Source organism: Aliivibrio logei (assembly GCF_001691055.1).
GTDB classification, from domain to species: Bacteria; Pseudomonadota; Gammaproteobacteria; order Enterobacterales; family Vibrionaceae; genus Aliivibrio; species Aliivibrio salmonicida.
On the sequence record NZ_MAJU01000031.1, the window covers coordinates 224481 to 241488 of the forward strand.

Below are 17008 nucleotides of genomic sequence, written 5' to 3' on the forward strand. Positions count from 1 at the left end.
AAAAGAGAACACCTTTGCACTATCTCAATCAACATAAAGACAAAGGTGTTAAATAATTACGCTACGGAAACGTACAGCTGTTCTTTTACTTGCGCTCGTTTATACAAGGCAAGCGTTAACATCGCAGGAACGACGATCGCGACAAGCATAGCTACGCCATAAATACCCCAGTATTGCGGCTGAATAGAAAGAATACCCGGCAAACCACCAACACCAATACCATTCGCCATGACGCCTGCACTCCCACAAATAGCCGCCGCCATCGCAGAACCAATCATCGCACTCAACATCGGAAATTTGTATTTCAAGTTAATACCGTACATTGCGGGCTCAGTAACGCCTAAATACGCAGAAATAGCCGCAGGTACTGAAATATCACGCTCACCGCTTTTTTTACTGATAATAATGATGCCGACAACGGCCGATGCTTGAGCAATATTTGATAACGCAATGAGTGGCCAAATTGGGGTTCCACCGAGTTCTTGCATCAATTGCAGATCAACCGCATTCGTCGTATGGTGGATCCCCGTGATCACTAATGGTGCATAAAAGAAACCAAAAATCACAGAACCAACAATTGCAAAGTCTCCTGTCATTGCTGCTTTTGCTGCCATTGCAACTCCGTCACCAACAATACGCCCAAACGGGCCGATGAAGGCGTGAGCTAAAATCACAGACAACAAAATAGAAACAAATGGCACAACAACAAGGTATAGATAAGAAGGAACGATGCGCTTCAAATTTGTTTCAATAAAGGCGAGAGCAACTCCAGCAAGCATCGCGGGTATTACTTGAGCTTGATACCCCACTTTCTCGATCACAAATAGCCCAAAATCCCATACATCAGGGACTTCTTTACCAATAAGGTACGCATTCATCAATTGTGGTGACACTAAAGTAATGCCTAGAGTAATGCCGAGAATTGGTGTACCGCCCAACTTTTTCACCGTAGACCAACACACACCAACGGGTAAGAAGAAGAAAATGGCTTCGCCAATCAACCATAAGAAAGAATGCACAGTGGCCCAAAACTGGCTAATTTGAACCAATGTCTGACCATCAAACATTTTGATGTCGCCAATGACATTTCTAAACCCTAAAATCAAACCACCCGTGATAATCGCTGGCAGTAAAGGAACAAATATCTCAGCAAGGTGCGATATTCCACGCTCAATAATATTCATATTTTGACGAGCGGCTAATTTAGCATTCTCTTTTGAGGTGCCTTTTTCACCCGTCAATTCATTTAAAATCGCAAAAACATCATCGACTTCAGTACCAATAACAACTTGAAACTGCCCTGCATTGGTAAAACACCCTTTTACCATTCGAATTTTTTCAATGCTTTTTACGTCGGCACACTTCACGTCATTTAATACAAAACGTAAGCGAGTTAAACAATGGCTTACACTCGCAATGTTCTCTGATCCCCCGACCAGTTCTATCAAACGTTGTACATCCTTTCTCTCTATTTTACTCATGCCTTTAATCCATGTTGATTATTGCTTTATATTAATGGGAATGTTCCCATTTTATTTTCGAGTATAATTACAAAGATGAAACAAGAAATAAATGAGAGTCTTCCCACAAGGTGAATTAGATCACAATAAAGTCTCTTTTGTAATAAGACTAAACCGTCAGTGACTGAGTAAGATGCGTGATCGTTACGTTGCCATCTAATTGCTGTAAAAGCTGCTTAGCGGCACTCTTTCCCGCTAATTGATAACCAGGGTTAATACTGATGATATTTGGAAATAAGAAAGAAAGTAGCTCATGCCCACCGACACCGGTTACTTGAATGTCATTACGGTGTAACTCCTGAAGCCGTTTTGCTACCCCAAGCGCTATCGTATCACTCGCACACACAATGGCCTGTAATTCTCGGTCTAAAACAGAATCAACTAACGCATACGCACTTTGGTGATCAAGCTGCCCTGTCGCAAACTTTGGGGGAAGGTTTCGCTCATGACACCACTCAAGGTAAGCCTCTAGACGCAATTTACCCGTTGTTTTGTCACTAGGATCAACGCCAATATAAGCAATGTTCTGCAAGTTCATGTCAGACAAATGGTAAAGCGCTTGTCGAATAACCCCTTCATTATCATAATTAATCGAGCTGACTTTATCCGTATCCATTGCGATCACAACCATGCGCTCATTCCAACGCTCAATCTCAGTCATATCACAATGTGTAAATCCGAAAAAAATCACACCATCAACGCTGCGTCGTCTTAATACCTCTAAATGTTCATTCGTTTTTTGAGCATCAAACTGACTTTCCATGATCACTGCATCATAACCATGTTGGTAGATAACCTCTAGAATACCGCTAACGGCTTTATTTTCAGAGGGAGAGTCAAGACGAGAAGTAATAACACCAATGACTTTCTGGCTGCCACCACGCATGCTTTGAGCCGACTTTGAAGGGATAAAACCAGATTCTTTAATTATCTGTTCTACTTTTTGACGAGTTTCTAACTTCACTTTAGGATCGTTCGTTAATACACGAGATACGGTTGATTTCCCAACGCCAGCCAGTTTCGCAACATCAAGGATCGTCAATTTCTTCGTCATATTTACTTCATCCATCTGTGTTTATTTAATTTACAATAATACCGTGATCTTCTTTTTTTCTGAATCTAATTCATCCAGATTTACGACCTTTCATAAAAAACGCACAAGCTATCTCGTGCGTTTTATTATTCAATGCGTCTTATAAAGAAAGATTAAGACTTCCAGCCATCATAAGCACGAGTAATCGTCTCGTTTGCGGCTTTCCACTCTTTACTGCTTCTCAGTGTTTTTCGATCAAAGCTTTGTGTTTTTAACAACGAATGAGCTTTCTCTACGGTTTGAATCGCGAGATTATCTAACACTTCAACCGCTGATTTTCTGTTATTACACATTAAAAGCATATCGCAACCGGCCTCTAATGCTTGCTGAGAACGTTCTGCAGGTCCCCCCATTATCGTTGCCCCTTCCATACTAAGGTCATCAGAGAACACCAAACCCGTAAAGTTGAGTTGTTTACGTAAGATCTCTTTTAACCAGAATGATGAACCACTGGCTGGTGATGAATCGTATTCAGGGTAAATCACATGGGCTGGCATCATCGCATCTAAAATACCGGCATCAATTTGTGCTTTAAAGATGGCCATGTCTAGCTCAAAAATGTTGTCGCGATTATCATAAGGGGTTTCTAAATGAGAATCGGCAATCACACCACCGTGGCCAGGAAAATGCTTACCTGTTGTCGACGTTCCTGCCGATTTCATTCCTTGCATAAAGGCGGTGCTGTACTTAACAATGGTATTAATATCATCGCCAAATGCACGATTACCAATCGCTTTACAATCAAAGCCGCTGTCTAACACTGGTGCAAACGTTAAATCGATGTCATGAGCGACTAATTCAGCACACAATAGCCAACCCGCTGTTTTCGCTAACTCGATACCATTGTTCATCTCGGCATACGCTTGAGCGGGTGGGATTAAGGTAAATTCATCTCTGAAACGTTGAACACGCCCCCCCTCTTGATCAACACCAATAATAATAGGGCGACCTGCCGCTTTACGAATTGACGCGATGAGCGCTGACAACTGTGCAGGATCGTGATAATTACGAGCAAAAAGGATTAAACCACCCACAGTAGGATGCTGAAGTAGCTCACGCTCTTCTGCATCAATTTCATACCCTTCAACATCTAGCCATAACGGACCCATTACATTCTCCAAATCATCTTAATTTTTATAGGCTTAAAGTATCACGCTCTTTGCCGTTTTAAAATCTTATATCTTGAACTTAGGTTCGAAATCTCAAACAAACCCTAGGTATATTTCACTTATTCTATGGCACAATGAGTTTCAGTTTTATTGACCATGATAAAATGAAGATAGCGACATTAAATATGGAGAGGTTAAGATGGAAAAATACGTAGGCTTAATGTCAGGCACGAGTTTAGACGGTGTCGATGCCGTATTAGTTGAAACCAACGGTACAGAAATCACACTTCTCGGTCACGCAGATTACCCAATGGATGCACAATTAAAATCCGATGTATTGTCTGTTTGTACTGGGCAAGCCACCAATTTAAAAATGATTGGGGAAATAGATCATCGCTTAGGGCATTTATTTGCAGACGCAACCTTACATTTACTCAACACTCTCTCTGTTGATCCTGCCAGTATTACTGCGATTGGTAGCCATGGACAAACGCTCTTTCACTCCCCTGATACTCAATACCCATTTACGACCCAATTAGGGGATGCCAATATTATCGCGGCGAAAACGGGAATTAATACGATTGCCGATTTTCGTCGCAAAGACATGGCGCTTGGTGGTCAGGGCGCACCACTGGTTCCTGCATTTCATCACACCTTATTTGGCAAGCCAGAAAGCACACTTATTGTGCTAAACATTGGCGGCATTTCTAATATCTCGATTCTTCAAAAAAACTCGCCAGTCATTGGCTATGATACTGGCCCTGGTAATATGTTGATGGATGCGTGGATATATGAGCATAAGCAAAAGAATTATGATCACAATGGTGAATGGGCTCGCCACGGCATTATCATTAATCCATTATTAAGCAAACTAAAACAGCACTCGTATTTTGCTCGACCTTATCCCAAAAGCACAGGACGTGAGTTATTTAACTTAGAATGGTTTACTCAATACATTGAAAATCAATCGTATAAAGCACAGGACGTACAAGCAACCTTATTAGAATTTACCGTCACGACTATTGTTGACCAAATAACCACGTTTCGCGTTGGTAGCGAGGCTAAATTACTGGTATGTGGTGGTGGCGCGCATAATCAATATTTGATGGATCGATTACAACAATACCTTCCTAAGTGGGCAGTATCCACCACCAACGACTACAATGTAGATAGTGATAATATGGAAGCAATGGCCTTTGCTTGGCTTGCTCACCAACGAGTTCACGATCGACCAAGTAATGAACCGGATGTTACCGGTGCTTCACGTTATGCAAGTTTAGGTGTAATCTACCCGGCGTTTTAAATACAAATAAGAATAATTACTAAGTAGTCCCTTTATGCATATTTCAGCTCAACTACAGCCAATTTGGCACAGCAAAAAGTCATCCGATCCATGCCATACTTTAGAAGAACAATTGGCATGGCTGCGCAATGCTGACGATAATATTAAACTTAAAGCCTCTGATCCAAAGAAAACAGAGAACGATCATCTTCCTTTAAATCTATGGTTACCAAAGCATTTACATTCTGCCATTGAGTTATTTTCTAAAAAGAATGAGGTTAATCAAAACGTTGCCGCTTCTATGTGGCTAAAATCGTTTAACAACCAGTTTTTCACTAGTTTGGTGGCTCTGCGTCTAAAGTTCAATCGTGTTCCTATTATTCAGTTTAATGATATTTTCATTTCAACACCAAATGGTGAAAAAATAAAATCATTACAAATCAATAAACACTGTCCTTTTGTTTGTCTTTCTGATGATCCTCTTTTTTCTGAATCTCAAGCGACAACCGTAAGTAATCATGAAGAGCTAGATCTCGCCTTGACGCACCTTTTACAGCAAGTCGGCGGTGGATTAAGCGTTCTCTTTGAACAAGAAAAATTAAAACATCGACCATTTTGGGGGGCCGTATCTTTAGCTGTCAGTGTTTTCTTTATGCGTTTAACCGAAAATGGCATATCCCATAAACAAGCGAATGATATTGCCCCAGAAGCCGATAAATGGGTCGAAACCATCATGCCAGATATAGGCAAAGGATTGGCTCATGTTCGAGTGGCCGAAAATACAACTCAAGCCATTTTGTATGTGCAACGCGAAACCTGTTGCATGAAATACAAAATCGATGGCAAGAAGAATTGCGCGACATGCCAATTACTTGATGAAGACAAACGCCACAAGAAAAACATCAAACGCATCCCTTCTAAATAATACGCATTTTATCAATTGTAATGTGTCGGTCATTTGATTGACACATTACTTTTATAAATTTTAAACAAAAATTACATCAATCTTTCATATGGTTTTTTTATCTTAGATACCAAGCAAACAATTACACCAAAACGGATTGTTTTGGTTACTTTAAAGGTATGGAATCTAATGAAAAAATTACTACTATCAACGGCTATATTGTCTTCTCTTACATCAACCACTCTTTTCGCTGCAACCGTTTATGATCAAGACAATACTCAATTGAAAGTTGGTGGCAGAGCCGAAGCACGAGCGAATATCTCAGACAATAATGAAACAACGGACAACAGTTCATTTAAAGATAAAAGTCGTGCACGTATTAATTTAAAAGGTAAAACAAAAATCAATGAAAGCCTAGGTGCCTTTGGTACTTATGAAGTCGAAATTGGGAGTGGTAAAGACAATACAGTAAATACCCGTTACCTATTTGCAGGCTTAAGCACTACCGTTGGTAACTTCTCTTACGGCCAACAAGATTCAGCGCAAGTTATGCTCACCGATTACACCGATATTCTTGCTACGTTTGGTGGTGACGCTGCCGATTTGACGACTGGCAACAAAGATAAGCGTGAAAACAACTTTTTATACTCTGGTGAATTTGATGCATTAACAGTGCAGGCAAACTACATTGCCAGCAATGAAAAAGACGATGATAGCTTTGGTATTTCGGGCATGTACGCCTTACCAATGGGATTGGACTTTGGCCTAGGTTACACATCAGGACAACAAGCCTCAACAGGGTTAAATTCTATCGATGCCGACCAAATCAACCTCGCAATTCGCTATACAATAAATGCTTTCATGGTATCAGGCTTATTTACTACTGGTGAAATCGATAATAAAGACGCCAATGGTTACGAACTGGCTGCGGCTTATAAACTTAACCAATGGGTTTTCCAAGGCGTATATAACTTTCAAGACGTAGACAGTACCGACACAGAAAACAACGTGGCTATTGAAGCCATTTACAAACTCAATAAAAGTTTCCGCACGTATGCAGGCTACAAATTTGAACAAATAGACAATAAAGACGACCAACTGCAATTTGGTCTACGTTACGATTTCTAAGTAAAATCGTTAACAATAGTAAATTTTAGCACTCTGGGTGGAGGCTAAATACAAATCCGAAACGGTTATTTTACGGTTTCGGATTTTCATTTTGGCACATCGTACCAATTTCTGTTATAACGTAGCCTCAAATCACTATTTAACGGTTAATCATGAAATTACTAGTTCGCAATTTACCTCGTACAATGACTGAATATGAATTAAGAGAAATGTTTAAAGCTCACGGTTCACTTGGTTATTGCACATTAGTTTTAGACGAAGCGACTGGCGAATCTAAAGGTTTTGCATTTGTTGACATGCCAAACGATGAAGAAGCTCTAGCTGCTATCGAAGCTGAAAATGGTAAAAAGTTTGATAAAGACAAGATTCGCGTAAAAGCAGCAGAATAATTCCATTATTTTGTAGGCTAAACGCATTCTAGTGATTCAAATATCATGGCTCTCAAGCTGGTATTTGAATCACTTATTTTGTACACCCACCCCCCTAAAAACTCTGCCAATTAGATAAGATGATGCCAATGTCTGATCCTTGCTTTACTTCTTTTGTACACCCTCTCGATAGCTATTCTTTACCTGAGCGATTCACTTTCCCGTTTTACTATGAACCACATCCATTATGTGAGCTCGCCGCCAATCAGTTACAGGGTCACTTAGTATCCCAAAGAGAATGGCAACACAACTTTGGATTAGAAGAAAGCAACGATAAAGCCATTGGTAAAATGTTTGGAGTATTGCTTGTACGCCACCCTTCTGGTGAAGTCGGATTTTTATCTGCTTTTTCAGGAAAAATTGCTGACAGTAATCACCTCCCACATTTTGTTCCTCCCGTATTTGATATGCTCAAGGAAGACGGTTTTTTTAAAACTGAATTGGCAGAAATTACCGATATAAACACGGCGATAAAACAACAACAAAGCAATCCGTTATTGGGCGAATTAAGCACCACTCTATCTATAGAAAACACAATTTCTCAAGAACAACTTGAAGCCCAGCGCCAAGTCATGATCGAAGGCCGAAAATCACGAAAAGAACAACGTGCAGATGCAGAACGTAATGCCTCATCAGAATCCGGCGAGCGCTTAAAAATAGAATTAGGAAAGCAGAGTGTTCAAGAAAAGAACGCCTTGAGAGATTTAAAGATACATTGGGACACAAGAATCAACAAAATTCAGTCTCAATTAGATGACTTAAATAACGCTATTAACGCATTAAAAACACGTCGTAAAGTGTTATCTTCTGCCTTACAAAAAAAATTGTTCCAACAATACAAATTCCTAAACACCCATGGCGTAGAAAAAGATCTTAACGATATATTTAAAGATACCCCAAATCATGTTCCTCCAGCAGGCTCTGGCGAATGTGCCGCACCAAAATTGCTTCAATACGCATTTGCACATGGTTTTACCCCACTTGCTTTGGCTGAATTTTGGTGGGGAAGCGCTCCAAAATCAGAAATACGTCAACACAAAAAATTCTATGCGTCTTGTCAAAGTAAATGCCAACCAATCTTAGGCCATATGTTGGATGGTATTGAAATGGATGAAAACCCACTGTTAATCAATCCAGCAGAAGGCAAAGACATCGATATTATTTATGAAGATGAATTTATGCTCATCATCAATAAGCCAGCGGATTTCTTATCGGTACCGGGTAAAAATATTAATGACTCTGTTTATACCCGCGTACAGCAACGTTACCCAAATGCAACTGGTGGGCTAATTGTGCATCGCTTAGACATGGCAACCTCTGGTTTAATGGTTTTAGGGTTAACCAGCAAAGCGCATAAACGTCTGCAGAAACAGTTCATAAATCGTACTGTAGAAAAACGCTACACCGCATTACTTGATGGTTTATTACCACATCGCGAAGGACAAATCACGTTACCATTGCGTGGGGATCTTTATGACAGACCGCGTCAGTTAGTCTGCTTTGAATACGGAAAACAGGCAGAAACAACGTATAACGTGATTGAATATAAAGAAAAGCAAACTCTTGTGCACCTTTACCCAAAAACAGGGCGAACTCATCAATTACGTGTGCATTGTGCCCACCACTTAGGATTAAATATGCCTATCATCGGTGATGGTTTATATGGTCAAAAAGCGGATCGTTTATATCTACACGCGGGCTATTTATCAGTGACTCACCCAATGACAAAAGAGCCTATGGAATTTGTAGTTGAGGCTCGATTTTAATATGACACAACATCAATTTACCCGATTCTCGACGAGCATTGATCAGTACTCATTACCTGCGAATTTTACGTTCCCATATTACTATGTCCCTCACCCATTAGCGTTACTAGCAATGAGTGAGCTACAGCATTACCTAGACACTCAACAAGAATGGCAATACGACTTTACCGCGATTGGACACATGTTTGGCGTGCTTGTCGTTAAAAACCAACAAGGAGATATCGGTTATTTATCTTCTTATGCAGGAAACGAGTTAACTAATCATAAAATACACAGTGACACTCCTAGCCTTTTTGTCGATACAATTATTGAACATCACTATGATCAGCCTTACTTTGCTGAAAAAACACAACATATCAATACGCTTCTCCACCATATATCTACATTAAAAAGCACCCCAGCATTTAGTGCCCTTACTGACAAATTGGCGTTAAAAAAATCACAAGCTGAGCAAGAAATCACTGCATTTCAACAATCGATGGCAAAAAGTAAGAAGCAGCGTAAACAATTACGAACAGAAGCAGAATCAAACCCTGCATCAACAGTAAACACAACACAACTTGAAGCGTTAATTCACGATCTTGGTAACCAAAGCAGCCGAGAAAAAAGAGAATTAAAAGCCTTAAAAGAGCAATGGAAAGCCAACCTTGCAGAATTAACGATTCAACATAATACGATGCTTACTTCAATTGCTCAGAAAGAAAATGAGTACAAACAACTGTCTAAAAATCTAGATATCGAAAAGTTACGAGCTTGCCAATTTACAAACCAATTGGGCTCAACAAAAAGCTTATATGATTTATTCACTGCAGTTGATGATGAATCGTCTCCGATTTCACACTCAAGTGAAGAGAATGCACCCAAATTACTTCAAGCGGCCTTTAAAATGGGACTAACCCCTTTAGCGCTCGGAGAGTTTTGGTGGGGTTCTTCACCTTATGAAACAATCAGACAACACAAAAATGTCTATCCTGCCTGTCAGAGTAAGTGTTTTGAAATCTTAGAGCACATGCTTGAAGGAATAGAGCTGGATGACAATTCATTAAAACAAACGCCCTCTTATGGAAAAGATCTTGAGATCGTTTATGAAGATGAGGCGATTGTTATCGTAAACAAACCGGCTGAATTTTTATCGGTTCCAGGGAAATTTATTACAGACTCAGTACAGACTCGCATTAAAGCGCGTTATCCACAGGCAACAGGTCCATTAATCGTACACCGCTTAGACATGTCGACGTCAGGTCTATTAGTATTAACTTTAACGGCTGAAACAAATAAGCAGGTACAAAAGCAGTTTATTGATAGAACGGTAGAAAAACGCTACACCGCGCTTCTTGAAGGTAACATTGCCTTAAATGATGGCATCATAGATTTACCTCTCACTGGTGATTTAGAAGACAGACCACGACAAATGGTAGACCATAAGCAAGGCCGAAAAGCAGAAACCACTTTTCAAGTAATAGAGCGAAACAACAACCAAACAAAAGTCTACCTTTACCCAAAAACAGGTCGAACTCACCAGTTGCGCGTACATTGTGCTCATCAAGCGGGTTTGGGCACCCCTATTGTCGGTGATGACTTATATGGGTTTAAATCTAAGCGATTGCATCTACATGCTGGGTACCTAAAATTTACGCACCCTATCACTGGTAACGAGGTCGAATTTTCAATGAAAGATGATTTTTAATACATTATCGATAGTAATGTCAAAAATTGAATGTTCATTCATCTGAAAAGATTGCTTTTTTTCATAAAATCGTTAATTTAGCTAACTTCTGCATCTCACAGTGCAGAAGCCTTGAACAGTGTTCATTTATTAATCCATACTCATATAGAACAAGCATGAAAAAACATTTTACATTATCGCAGATAACTCTTTTTCTGTTTAGCTTATTGCTTGTATCGTTATGCATTAATATTGCTATGTCATCCGTTCAAGCACAATTTGAACTTACTGATACCAATGTATACACTTCGTCTGTGATGGATAAAAATAGACTTAATGGCAGTGAGATGAACATTCATCATGCTGAACAAAGATTACTATTAACCCCTTTTTCACACCCTTTACGAATAGAACCTCTCTCTTTTTTAAAACCTAGAGTGATTGATGCGCCAACGAAGCCACCATCAAATCCCCCTACCGTTACTGTTGCAGACAGACGCCTACAAGTAAAACAGTGGGTTTCTTTGGCAATGACCGTCATTATTATTCCGTCAACATTCTATAAGCAAACCATTGATAACAATCGATTGGGTGGCTGGAAGGAATCGAATCTCCAATATAAAACCGTTAAATAGATAGGCCGTTTTATTACGACTGAACTATCGCTCTATACATTCTCATTCTGAGTCTCTTTTACGTTTTATAATGAATAGTATTTATGTTTAATTACAGACCACGTATCGATTACCCTTTATTGTTTGCTATATTTGTATTGATTTTACTCGGTTCTCTAACCGTATGGAGTGCTAGTGGATTCAGTGAGCCTATGTTACAGCGTCATCTTATCCGAGCAGTAATGGCGATTGGATGTATTGTTTTTATGTCCGCTATTCCACCCTTGAATTACCAACGCATGACGCCTTTTTTATATGGCTTAGCAGTTATTCTTTTATTAGGTGTAATTCTGATTGGTGACAGTACAAATGGTTCTCAACGTTGGTTAGTTATTGGACCGATTCGTTTTCAACCCTCTGAACTTGTTAAAGTAGCAATACCACTGATGGTAGCTTGGCTTTTGGTTGTTGATGCCGGACGTCCTGATTTAAAAAAGATAGCCATTTGTTTGCTCGTAACTGCCGTCCCTGCCAGTTTGATTTTCATTCAACCCGATCTTGATGGGGCAATTTTCACCGTCATCTATGCCCTTTTTGTATTGTATTTTGCAGGCATGAGTTGGAAAATTATTGGTTCTTTTCTTGGCGGTCTCGCAATCACGATCCCCGCCTTATGGATTTTTGTTATGGCGGCTTACCAAAAGAAACGAGTCACCCAGTTTCTGGATCCTGAATCTGATCCTCTTGGTGCTGGTTACCAAATTATCCAATCACTAATTGCGATTGGCTCTGGTGGCTTACGTGGAAAAGGTTGGATGAACGCTACACAAGGACACCTTGGTTTCATTCCAGAAAGTCATACTGATTTCATTTTTTCAACTTACGCTGAAGAGTGGGGATTTTTTGGCAGTGTATTGTTGCTAGGACTGTATTTATTCATCACTGGTCGTGTCATTTGGCTGGCTTGTCAGTGCGAATCTCCCTTTAATCGATTGGTCAGTGGCGCATTTGCCCTTAGCTTCTTCCTTTATGCCTTTATTAATATGGGAATGGTCAGTGGCTTGCTTCCTGTGATGGGAAGCCCATTGCCATTTTTTAGTTATGGGGGAACCGCGATGATAACCCAAGGGATCTGCTTTGGTATTATTATGTCACTTTGTCTTTATAAACCTTATAAGACTAAATAATCGCCTACCCATTAACTTAAAGCGCGATACCTTCGCGCTTTAGTTAAATTGAAATACTACGTTAATTAATGAAATGGTGACGTTACCTCTCCAAGCACCAGTTTAAATTCCTTAACCGCATAAGTTAAAGCTAAGTGGCTTTGAGGTACTCGATTTATTTTCATGGCAACATCAACAACGTCAATTTCAGATAACCCCCCTTCAATTTCAATTCGCGATTGATAAAGAGAAATAAGATCATTCATTATACCAACCTTATTTGTACTGTCTGTTTTCGTATATTGAATCACCGTGTCATTAATCGCATATGCCGAAATGGTTTGAATACTAATGCCTTCCGCTTTCATTTGTAAACACAGCCCTTCCAGAAAGTGTTTTCTTAACGTTTTAATGTGTTCTTTTTGAATACCGACAATAATGAATGAGAACAATGTTTTCTCTTCCATAAACACCAACACATTATGATTATCTTCCTCAAAAGAATGCACAAACCAATTACCTAATGCAAATTTCTCAGGCACTATAACCTTAAGTTCACTAGGTGTAATACCAATAAAATCTTGAACTTTTTTGGTACATTTAAATTGAAACATCACTCAACCTCTGAGACTAAAAATCATGGTTTACATTGGTAATATAGTCGCAGCATAACCCTTTCTTATCATGCACATCTATTTACACCAATTCCAATAAACATCTGTTTATTCTTACTAAATCAATCACATAATAATAGCATTAGAAATTATAGAATAACTACTTATCAGGTTTTTATTCTTAGTGATTTTTCTACTAATAAATAGAGTATTTAGTTAATTGCATTAATAGTAAATTTACGCCTTAAAATAAAAAACACTCGGTAAGCAAAGAATACCGAGTGTAATAAATTATAGTGTTAGTAGGATTATGCGCTTAACTAAGGGGTCATAATCATGTTATCTTTTTAGATTAGTAATTTCTCAACCAAACATCCTCATCTGCTGATGCTCTGTTTTTACGTTTTTTCTTACCAGTGCCTTCAGGTTTTGCCATCGGCTTTTCTACGTCTGATAAAGAATCACTTACTGCTTCATCGACTTCAAAACCTTCAACTTCTTCACGTTCTAGTCGAATTTTGTTCTTCTTCTCGATGATTTTAAAGTGATGGTAATCTTCATGATCGATAAGTGATAATGCTAAACCAACTTCCCCAGCACGACCACTTCGACCAATACGGTGCATATAATCTGATGGACTTCTTGGCAAATCAAAATTAATAACAACCGGTAGTTTTTCGATATCTAAACCACGAGCAGCAATATCTGTCGCAATTAAAACTTCAATCTCACCCAATTTAAATGCTTCAAGTATACGAGTACGCGCACCTTGGCCTTTATCACCATGAAATACTTCAGCGGTAATTCCACGTTTAGACAGTTTATCCGCTAAATGCTCACAACTATTTTTCGCATTAACGAAGATAAGTGCTTGTCGCCATTCGTTTTGTTTGATCAAATGCGCTAGCAATGCGGTTTTTTCACCTTTATTAACGGTAAAAACACGCTGTACCAAAGTACTTGCATCTGCGCTTTGCACTTGAATTTCAATAGGATCGTTAAGTAGTTCTTGAGTTAATGTTTGTACTTGTTCAGGAAAAGTCGCCGAAAATAATAACGTCTGCTTTTGCTTTGGTAATAAATTCAATAACGCTGATAGTTCTTCAGTAAAGCCAAGGCTTAACATTCGATCGGCTTCATCAAGCACTAATGTTTTGACTTTATCAAGCTTAATGGCATTACTTGAAATAAGATCGAGTAATCGACCTGGTGTGGCTACTAAAATATCAGTGCCGCCACGTAAAGCCAGCATTTGAGTATTTGCAGATACGCCACCAAAAACAGCAACGGTTTTAATTGCACCGTTAAAATGCACAGCATAAGATTTAATACTGTCAGCAACTTGTTTTGCCAATTCACGAGTAGGAACTAAAATCAATCCAGTAACGTAGTTACCTTTCTCACTTTTAATGCTCAAAGGCTTACCTTCATGCAATTGCTGTAATATAGGCAGTGCGAACGTTGCTGTTTTACCTGAACCTGTATTTGCCCCTGCAATTAAGTCACGCCCAGCCAATACACTTGGAATAGCTTGCGCTTGAATTGGCGTTGGCTGTTGATATTCCAGCTCAGTTAATCGAGCTAACAAAGGTGTAATAAGGCCAAGTTCTGTAAAGTTGGCAGGCGTTGTGATAGTGGTCATTAATATAAAGGGCTCAAAGCTAAGATAATAGCCGGCCATTTTAGCCTATTTATGCCCGATTCCGTTAATTAAATATCTCAAACGCCCCCGTAATACCACCTACATCGTATAAATTATGCTTAATCTGTACCAAAATACTAAACGTAGGATAAACAAAAGGACCTAAATTTCTTTAGGCCCTTTTTAAGAATAAGTCTACGTGGGTAATAAATAACCACTTAACTATTACGACAACTTAGCGGGATGAGATCCTCGCTTACTATCATTTGTTCTTATTTATAAAAAGCTTCAACTTTGCCTTTCAATGTGATCATAAGAGGTTGACCACGACGATCCAATGCTTTAGGTGATGGGATTTTTACCCAACCTTCACTAATGCAATACTCTTCAACATCAGTACGCTCTTTGTCATTAAGTTTAATACCAATGTGATGTTCAAAGCATTCTGCCACATGATGTGGGCTACGAGGATTGCCCGAAAGGTGATCTGGTAGAGCTGGTTGCGATTTAGCGTCGTTCATGTTCGTGACCTGTAGTCAATAAAAGTGCGCTATTGTAGACAATATAGACCTAACGCTCAAGATATGTTGTAATAAATCGTGCTCTTATATTTCATCCACTTAACTCTTTGGTAGGAACTCAACCAATACGCTTTCATTCCTATCACCTCTAAAACAAACCTTCTGCTTGTGTTAATGGCTTTAATTATAAACGAGATTATATATTACGTTAAATAACAATATACTTATGTTGTATAAACATGATTAACCCCGCTCTTAAGTGAATATGCTTAAAGTGATGAGTCCGTCGATTTTTTCACATCATATTAATGAAAGTTAGCTGTAATCAAGGATTAACCGACTTTCCCTATCAATTGATTGCTTCAATACCCTCACCATTGATACTTATTCATACCTCATGCCAAATCACAAAATACAAAATACAAAATACAAAATACAAAATACAAAATACAAAATACAATAAGAATATCGTGATGTTTCTATGTGATCTAAATACAATTTCTTTATATTATGAGACGGATATCTTTAAACATCCGTACTATAGTTGTCATAATATTAGATGGACAATACGGAGAAAAATCATGGATACAACATCACTCATCTATAACACTTTAACAAACTTAACAAATGCAGAACCAGGCCAGTACGCTCAGATTAGACAAGCATTATACGACCAACTAGATTTACCGTTTGATAAGAAGTTCGCTTTATATTCAAACGTCCTAGGCCCAGTTGGTGCAGGAAAATTAGAAAACCTTGATAAAGCGATGACAAAAGCTTATGAAATTCTAGAGGATGCTCATTAATACTTCAATATATCTAGCCTTTAAGTTATCAATTAAAGGCTAGTTCATTAGGTTACCCTTGTTCAACGCGCCTTCCATAACGGAAGCCTTTTCCGTTAAGGGCTCTAATACCTCAAGCCTTCATGATCTTTGCTACATAATTAGTGGAACAAGGGTATCCTAGCTTTACAAGCTCATTCCTCACTCTTCTAGAGCCGTATTTAGCCTCAAACTCAGCAAAGGTTAGTAAGATCCTCTTTTCAAAGTCTAGCCTCCTTTGGGAGGCTTTGCTTAATGATTTATTATGCCATGCATAAAAACCAGTTGGAGATGCCTTTAAAACTTGGCAAAGAAAACGAACACTATAATGATTCCTAAAATCACGAATAAGAGCGTACTTTACTCTTGGTTTTTGGCAAAGTACGCCGCTGCCTTTTTTAAGAACTCATTCTCTTTTTTTAGGTCGTTTAGCTCTTTTCTCATCTTACGCATTTCTGAGTTTTCTTTTATTGAATAATCGATACCATCATGAACCGTAAACTGTTTATTTGTCAGAAGGTTAAACTGTCTGCGCCAGTTATAAATTTGATTAGGGTGTAACCCTAATTCCTTCGCGACGGAAGCCGTCGTTCTATCTTTTTGATCTGCGAGTCGGACAGCTTCTTTACGATACTCTTCAGGGTAAGATTTAGTATAATGCTTGCTCATGGTAGCCTCCAGATAGGTATAACCTAAGTATAGAATGTGTTCTAATTCTGTGGGGCACACCA

16 protein-coding genes are annotated in these 17008 nt (G+C 38.9%); 9 read left to right on the forward strand and 7 right to left on the reverse strand.

Annotated features, from left to right (window positions below; all coding sequences use genetic code 11):
- Positions 1–56: 56 nt before the first annotated feature.
- The 3 genes from treB to nagZ form a co-directional block, all read right to left on the reverse strand.
- Positions 57–1481 carry a PTS trehalose transporter subunit IIBC gene (gene treB, locus A6E04_RS20220; protein WP_023603906.1) on the reverse strand — a complete coding sequence of 475 codons (1425 nt, stop codon included), beginning with the start codon at positions 1479–1481 and terminating at the stop codon, positions 57–59.
- A 148-nt stretch (positions 1482–1629) separates the two neighbouring features.
- Positions 1630–2574, reverse strand: coding sequence for a trehalose operon repressor TreR (treR, locus tag A6E04_RS20225; protein WP_012551898.1), 945 nt, complete (start codon positions 2572–2574; stop codon positions 1630–1632).
- Positions 2575–2726: 152 nt separating this feature from the next.
- Positions 2727–3722 carry a beta-N-acetylhexosaminidase gene (nagZ, locus tag A6E04_RS20230; protein ID WP_017023270.1) on the reverse strand — a complete coding sequence of 332 codons (996 nt, stop codon included), beginning with the start codon at positions 3720–3722 and terminating at the stop codon, positions 2727–2729.
- 199 nt (positions 3723–3921) lie between these two features.
- Between nagZ and A6E04_RS20235 the strand changes: the two genes are divergently transcribed.
- The 8 genes from A6E04_RS20235 (at position 3922) to rodA (ending at position 12697) form a co-directional block, all read left to right on the forward strand.
- Positions 3922–5025, forward strand: coding sequence for an anhydro-N-acetylmuramic acid kinase (locus A6E04_RS20235; RefSeq protein ID WP_065612228.1), 1104 nt, complete (start codon positions 3922–3924; stop codon positions 5023–5025).
- A gap of 34 nt (positions 5026–5059) precedes the next feature.
- Positions 5060–5929 carry a (2Fe-2S)-binding protein gene (locus tag A6E04_RS20240; protein ID WP_065612229.1) on the forward strand — a complete coding sequence of 290 codons (870 nt, stop codon included), beginning with the start codon at positions 5060–5062 and terminating at the stop codon, positions 5927–5929.
- Positions 5930–6097: 168 nt separating this feature from the next.
- Positions 6098–7036, forward strand: coding sequence for a porin (locus A6E04_RS20245; RefSeq protein WP_065612230.1), 939 nt, complete (start codon positions 6098–6100; stop codon positions 7034–7036).
- A gap of 152 nt (positions 7037–7188) precedes the next feature.
- A complete protein-coding gene (locus tag A6E04_RS20250) occupies positions 7189–7425 on the forward strand; it encodes an RNA recognition motif domain-containing protein (RefSeq protein ID WP_012551893.1) in 237 nt (78 codons plus the stop codon).
- 122 nt (positions 7426–7547) lie between these two features.
- Positions 7548–9230: an RluA family pseudouridine synthase gene (locus A6E04_RS20255; RefSeq protein WP_039799236.1), complete on the forward strand. Its 1683-nt coding sequence runs from the start codon at positions 7548–7550 to the stop codon at positions 9228–9230.
- Between the two features lies 1 nt (position 9231).
- The gene (locus A6E04_RS20260; RefSeq protein ID WP_065612231.1) at positions 9232–10917 is read left to right on the forward strand and encodes an RluA family pseudouridine synthase; all 1686 of its coding nucleotides are present in this window, start codon (positions 9232–9234) and stop codon (positions 10915–10917) included.
- 155 nt (positions 10918–11072) lie between these two features.
- Entirely contained in the window at positions 11073–11531 is a 459-nt protein-coding gene (locus A6E04_RS20265) for a hypothetical protein (protein WP_023603900.1), read from the forward strand.
- An 83-nt stretch (positions 11532–11614) separates the two neighbouring features.
- Positions 11615–12697, forward strand: a complete 1083-nt coding sequence (gene rodA, locus A6E04_RS20270; RefSeq protein ID WP_012551889.1) for a rod shape-determining protein RodA — start codon at positions 11615–11617, stop codon at positions 12695–12697.
- 65 nt (positions 12698–12762) lie between these two features.
- Here the strand turns inward: rodA and A6E04_RS20275 are convergent, their stop codons facing one another.
- The 3 genes from A6E04_RS20275 to A6E04_RS20285 all read right to left on the reverse strand — a co-directional run bounded on the left by A6E04_RS20275 (position 12763) and on the right by A6E04_RS20285 (position 15453).
- The gene (locus A6E04_RS20275; protein ID WP_065612232.1) at positions 12763–13290 is read right to left on the reverse strand and encodes a DUF6933 domain-containing protein; all 528 of its coding nucleotides are present in this window, start codon (positions 13288–13290) and stop codon (positions 12763–12765) included.
- A gap of 352 nt (positions 13291–13642) precedes the next feature.
- Positions 13643–14932: a DEAD/DEAH box helicase gene (locus A6E04_RS20280; protein WP_023603898.1), complete on the reverse strand. Its 1290-nt coding sequence runs from the start codon at positions 14930–14932 to the stop codon at positions 13643–13645.
- Positions 14933–15204: 272 nt separating this feature from the next.
- A complete protein-coding gene (locus tag A6E04_RS20285; protein ID WP_012551886.1) occupies positions 15205–15453 on the reverse strand; it encodes a DUF3297 family protein in 249 nt (82 codons plus the stop codon).
- Positions 15454–16034: 581 nt separating this feature from the next.
- Here A6E04_RS20285 and A6E04_RS20290 point away from each other — a divergent pair.
- Complete coding sequence (locus A6E04_RS20290; RefSeq protein ID WP_023603897.1) at positions 16035–16259, forward strand: PAS factor family protein; 225 nt, start codon at positions 16035–16037, stop codon at positions 16257–16259.
- Positions 16260–16637: 378 nt separating this feature from the next.
- Here A6E04_RS20290 and A6E04_RS21420 read toward each other — a convergent pair.
- A partial coding sequence (locus A6E04_RS21420; protein WP_214516254.1) for a transposase occupies positions 16638–17008 on the reverse strand: 371 nt, incomplete at its 5' end.

Bases quoted from the DNA above. Each gene is read 5' to 3' on its own strand.
- treB (WP_023603906.1), bottom strand. From the start codon at position 1,481: ATGAGTAAAATAGAGAGAAAGGATGTACAACGTTTGATAGAACTGGTC.
- treR (WP_012551898.1), bottom strand. From the start codon at position 2,574: ATGACGAAGAAATTGACGATCCTTGATGTTGCGAAACTGGCTGGCGTT.
- nagZ (WP_017023270.1), bottom strand. From the start codon at position 3,722: ATGGGTCCGTTATGGCTAGATGTTGAAGGGTATGAAATTGATGCAGAA.
- A6E04_RS20235 (WP_065612228.1), top strand. From the start codon at position 3,922: ATGGAAAAATACGTAGGCTTAATGTCAGGCACGAGTTTAGACGGTGTC.
- A6E04_RS20240 (WP_065612229.1), top strand. From the start codon at position 5,060: ATGCATATTTCAGCTCAACTACAGCCAATTTGGCACAGCAAAAAGTCA.
- A6E04_RS20245 (WP_065612230.1), top strand. From the start codon at position 6,098: ATGAAAAAATTACTACTATCAACGGCTATATTGTCTTCTCTTACATCA.
- A6E04_RS20250 (WP_012551893.1), top strand. From the start codon at position 7,189: ATGAAATTACTAGTTCGCAATTTACCTCGTACAATGACTGAATATGAA.
- A6E04_RS20255 (WP_039799236.1), top strand. From the start codon at position 7,548: ATGCCAATGTCTGATCCTTGCTTTACTTCTTTTGTACACCCTCTCGAT.
- A6E04_RS20260 (WP_065612231.1), top strand. From the start codon at position 9,232: ATGACACAACATCAATTTACCCGATTCTCGACGAGCATTGATCAGTAC.
- A6E04_RS20265 (WP_023603900.1), top strand. From the start codon at position 11,073: ATGAAAAAACATTTTACATTATCGCAGATAACTCTTTTTCTGTTTAGC.
- rodA (WP_012551889.1), top strand. From the start codon at position 11,615: ATGTTTAATTACAGACCACGTATCGATTACCCTTTATTGTTTGCTATA.
- A6E04_RS20275 (WP_065612232.1), bottom strand. From the start codon at position 13,290: ATGTTTCAATTTAAATGTACCAAAAAAGTTCAAGATTTTATTGGTATT.
- A6E04_RS20280 (WP_023603898.1), bottom strand. From the start codon at position 14,932: ATGACCACTATCACAACGCCTGCCAACTTTACAGAACTTGGCCTTATT.
- A6E04_RS20285 (WP_012551886.1), bottom strand. From the start codon at position 15,453: ATGAACGACGCTAAATCGCAACCAGCTCTACCAGATCACCTTTCGGGC.
- A6E04_RS20290 (WP_023603897.1), top strand. From the start codon at position 16,035: ATGGATACAACATCACTCATCTATAACACTTTAACAAACTTAACAAAT.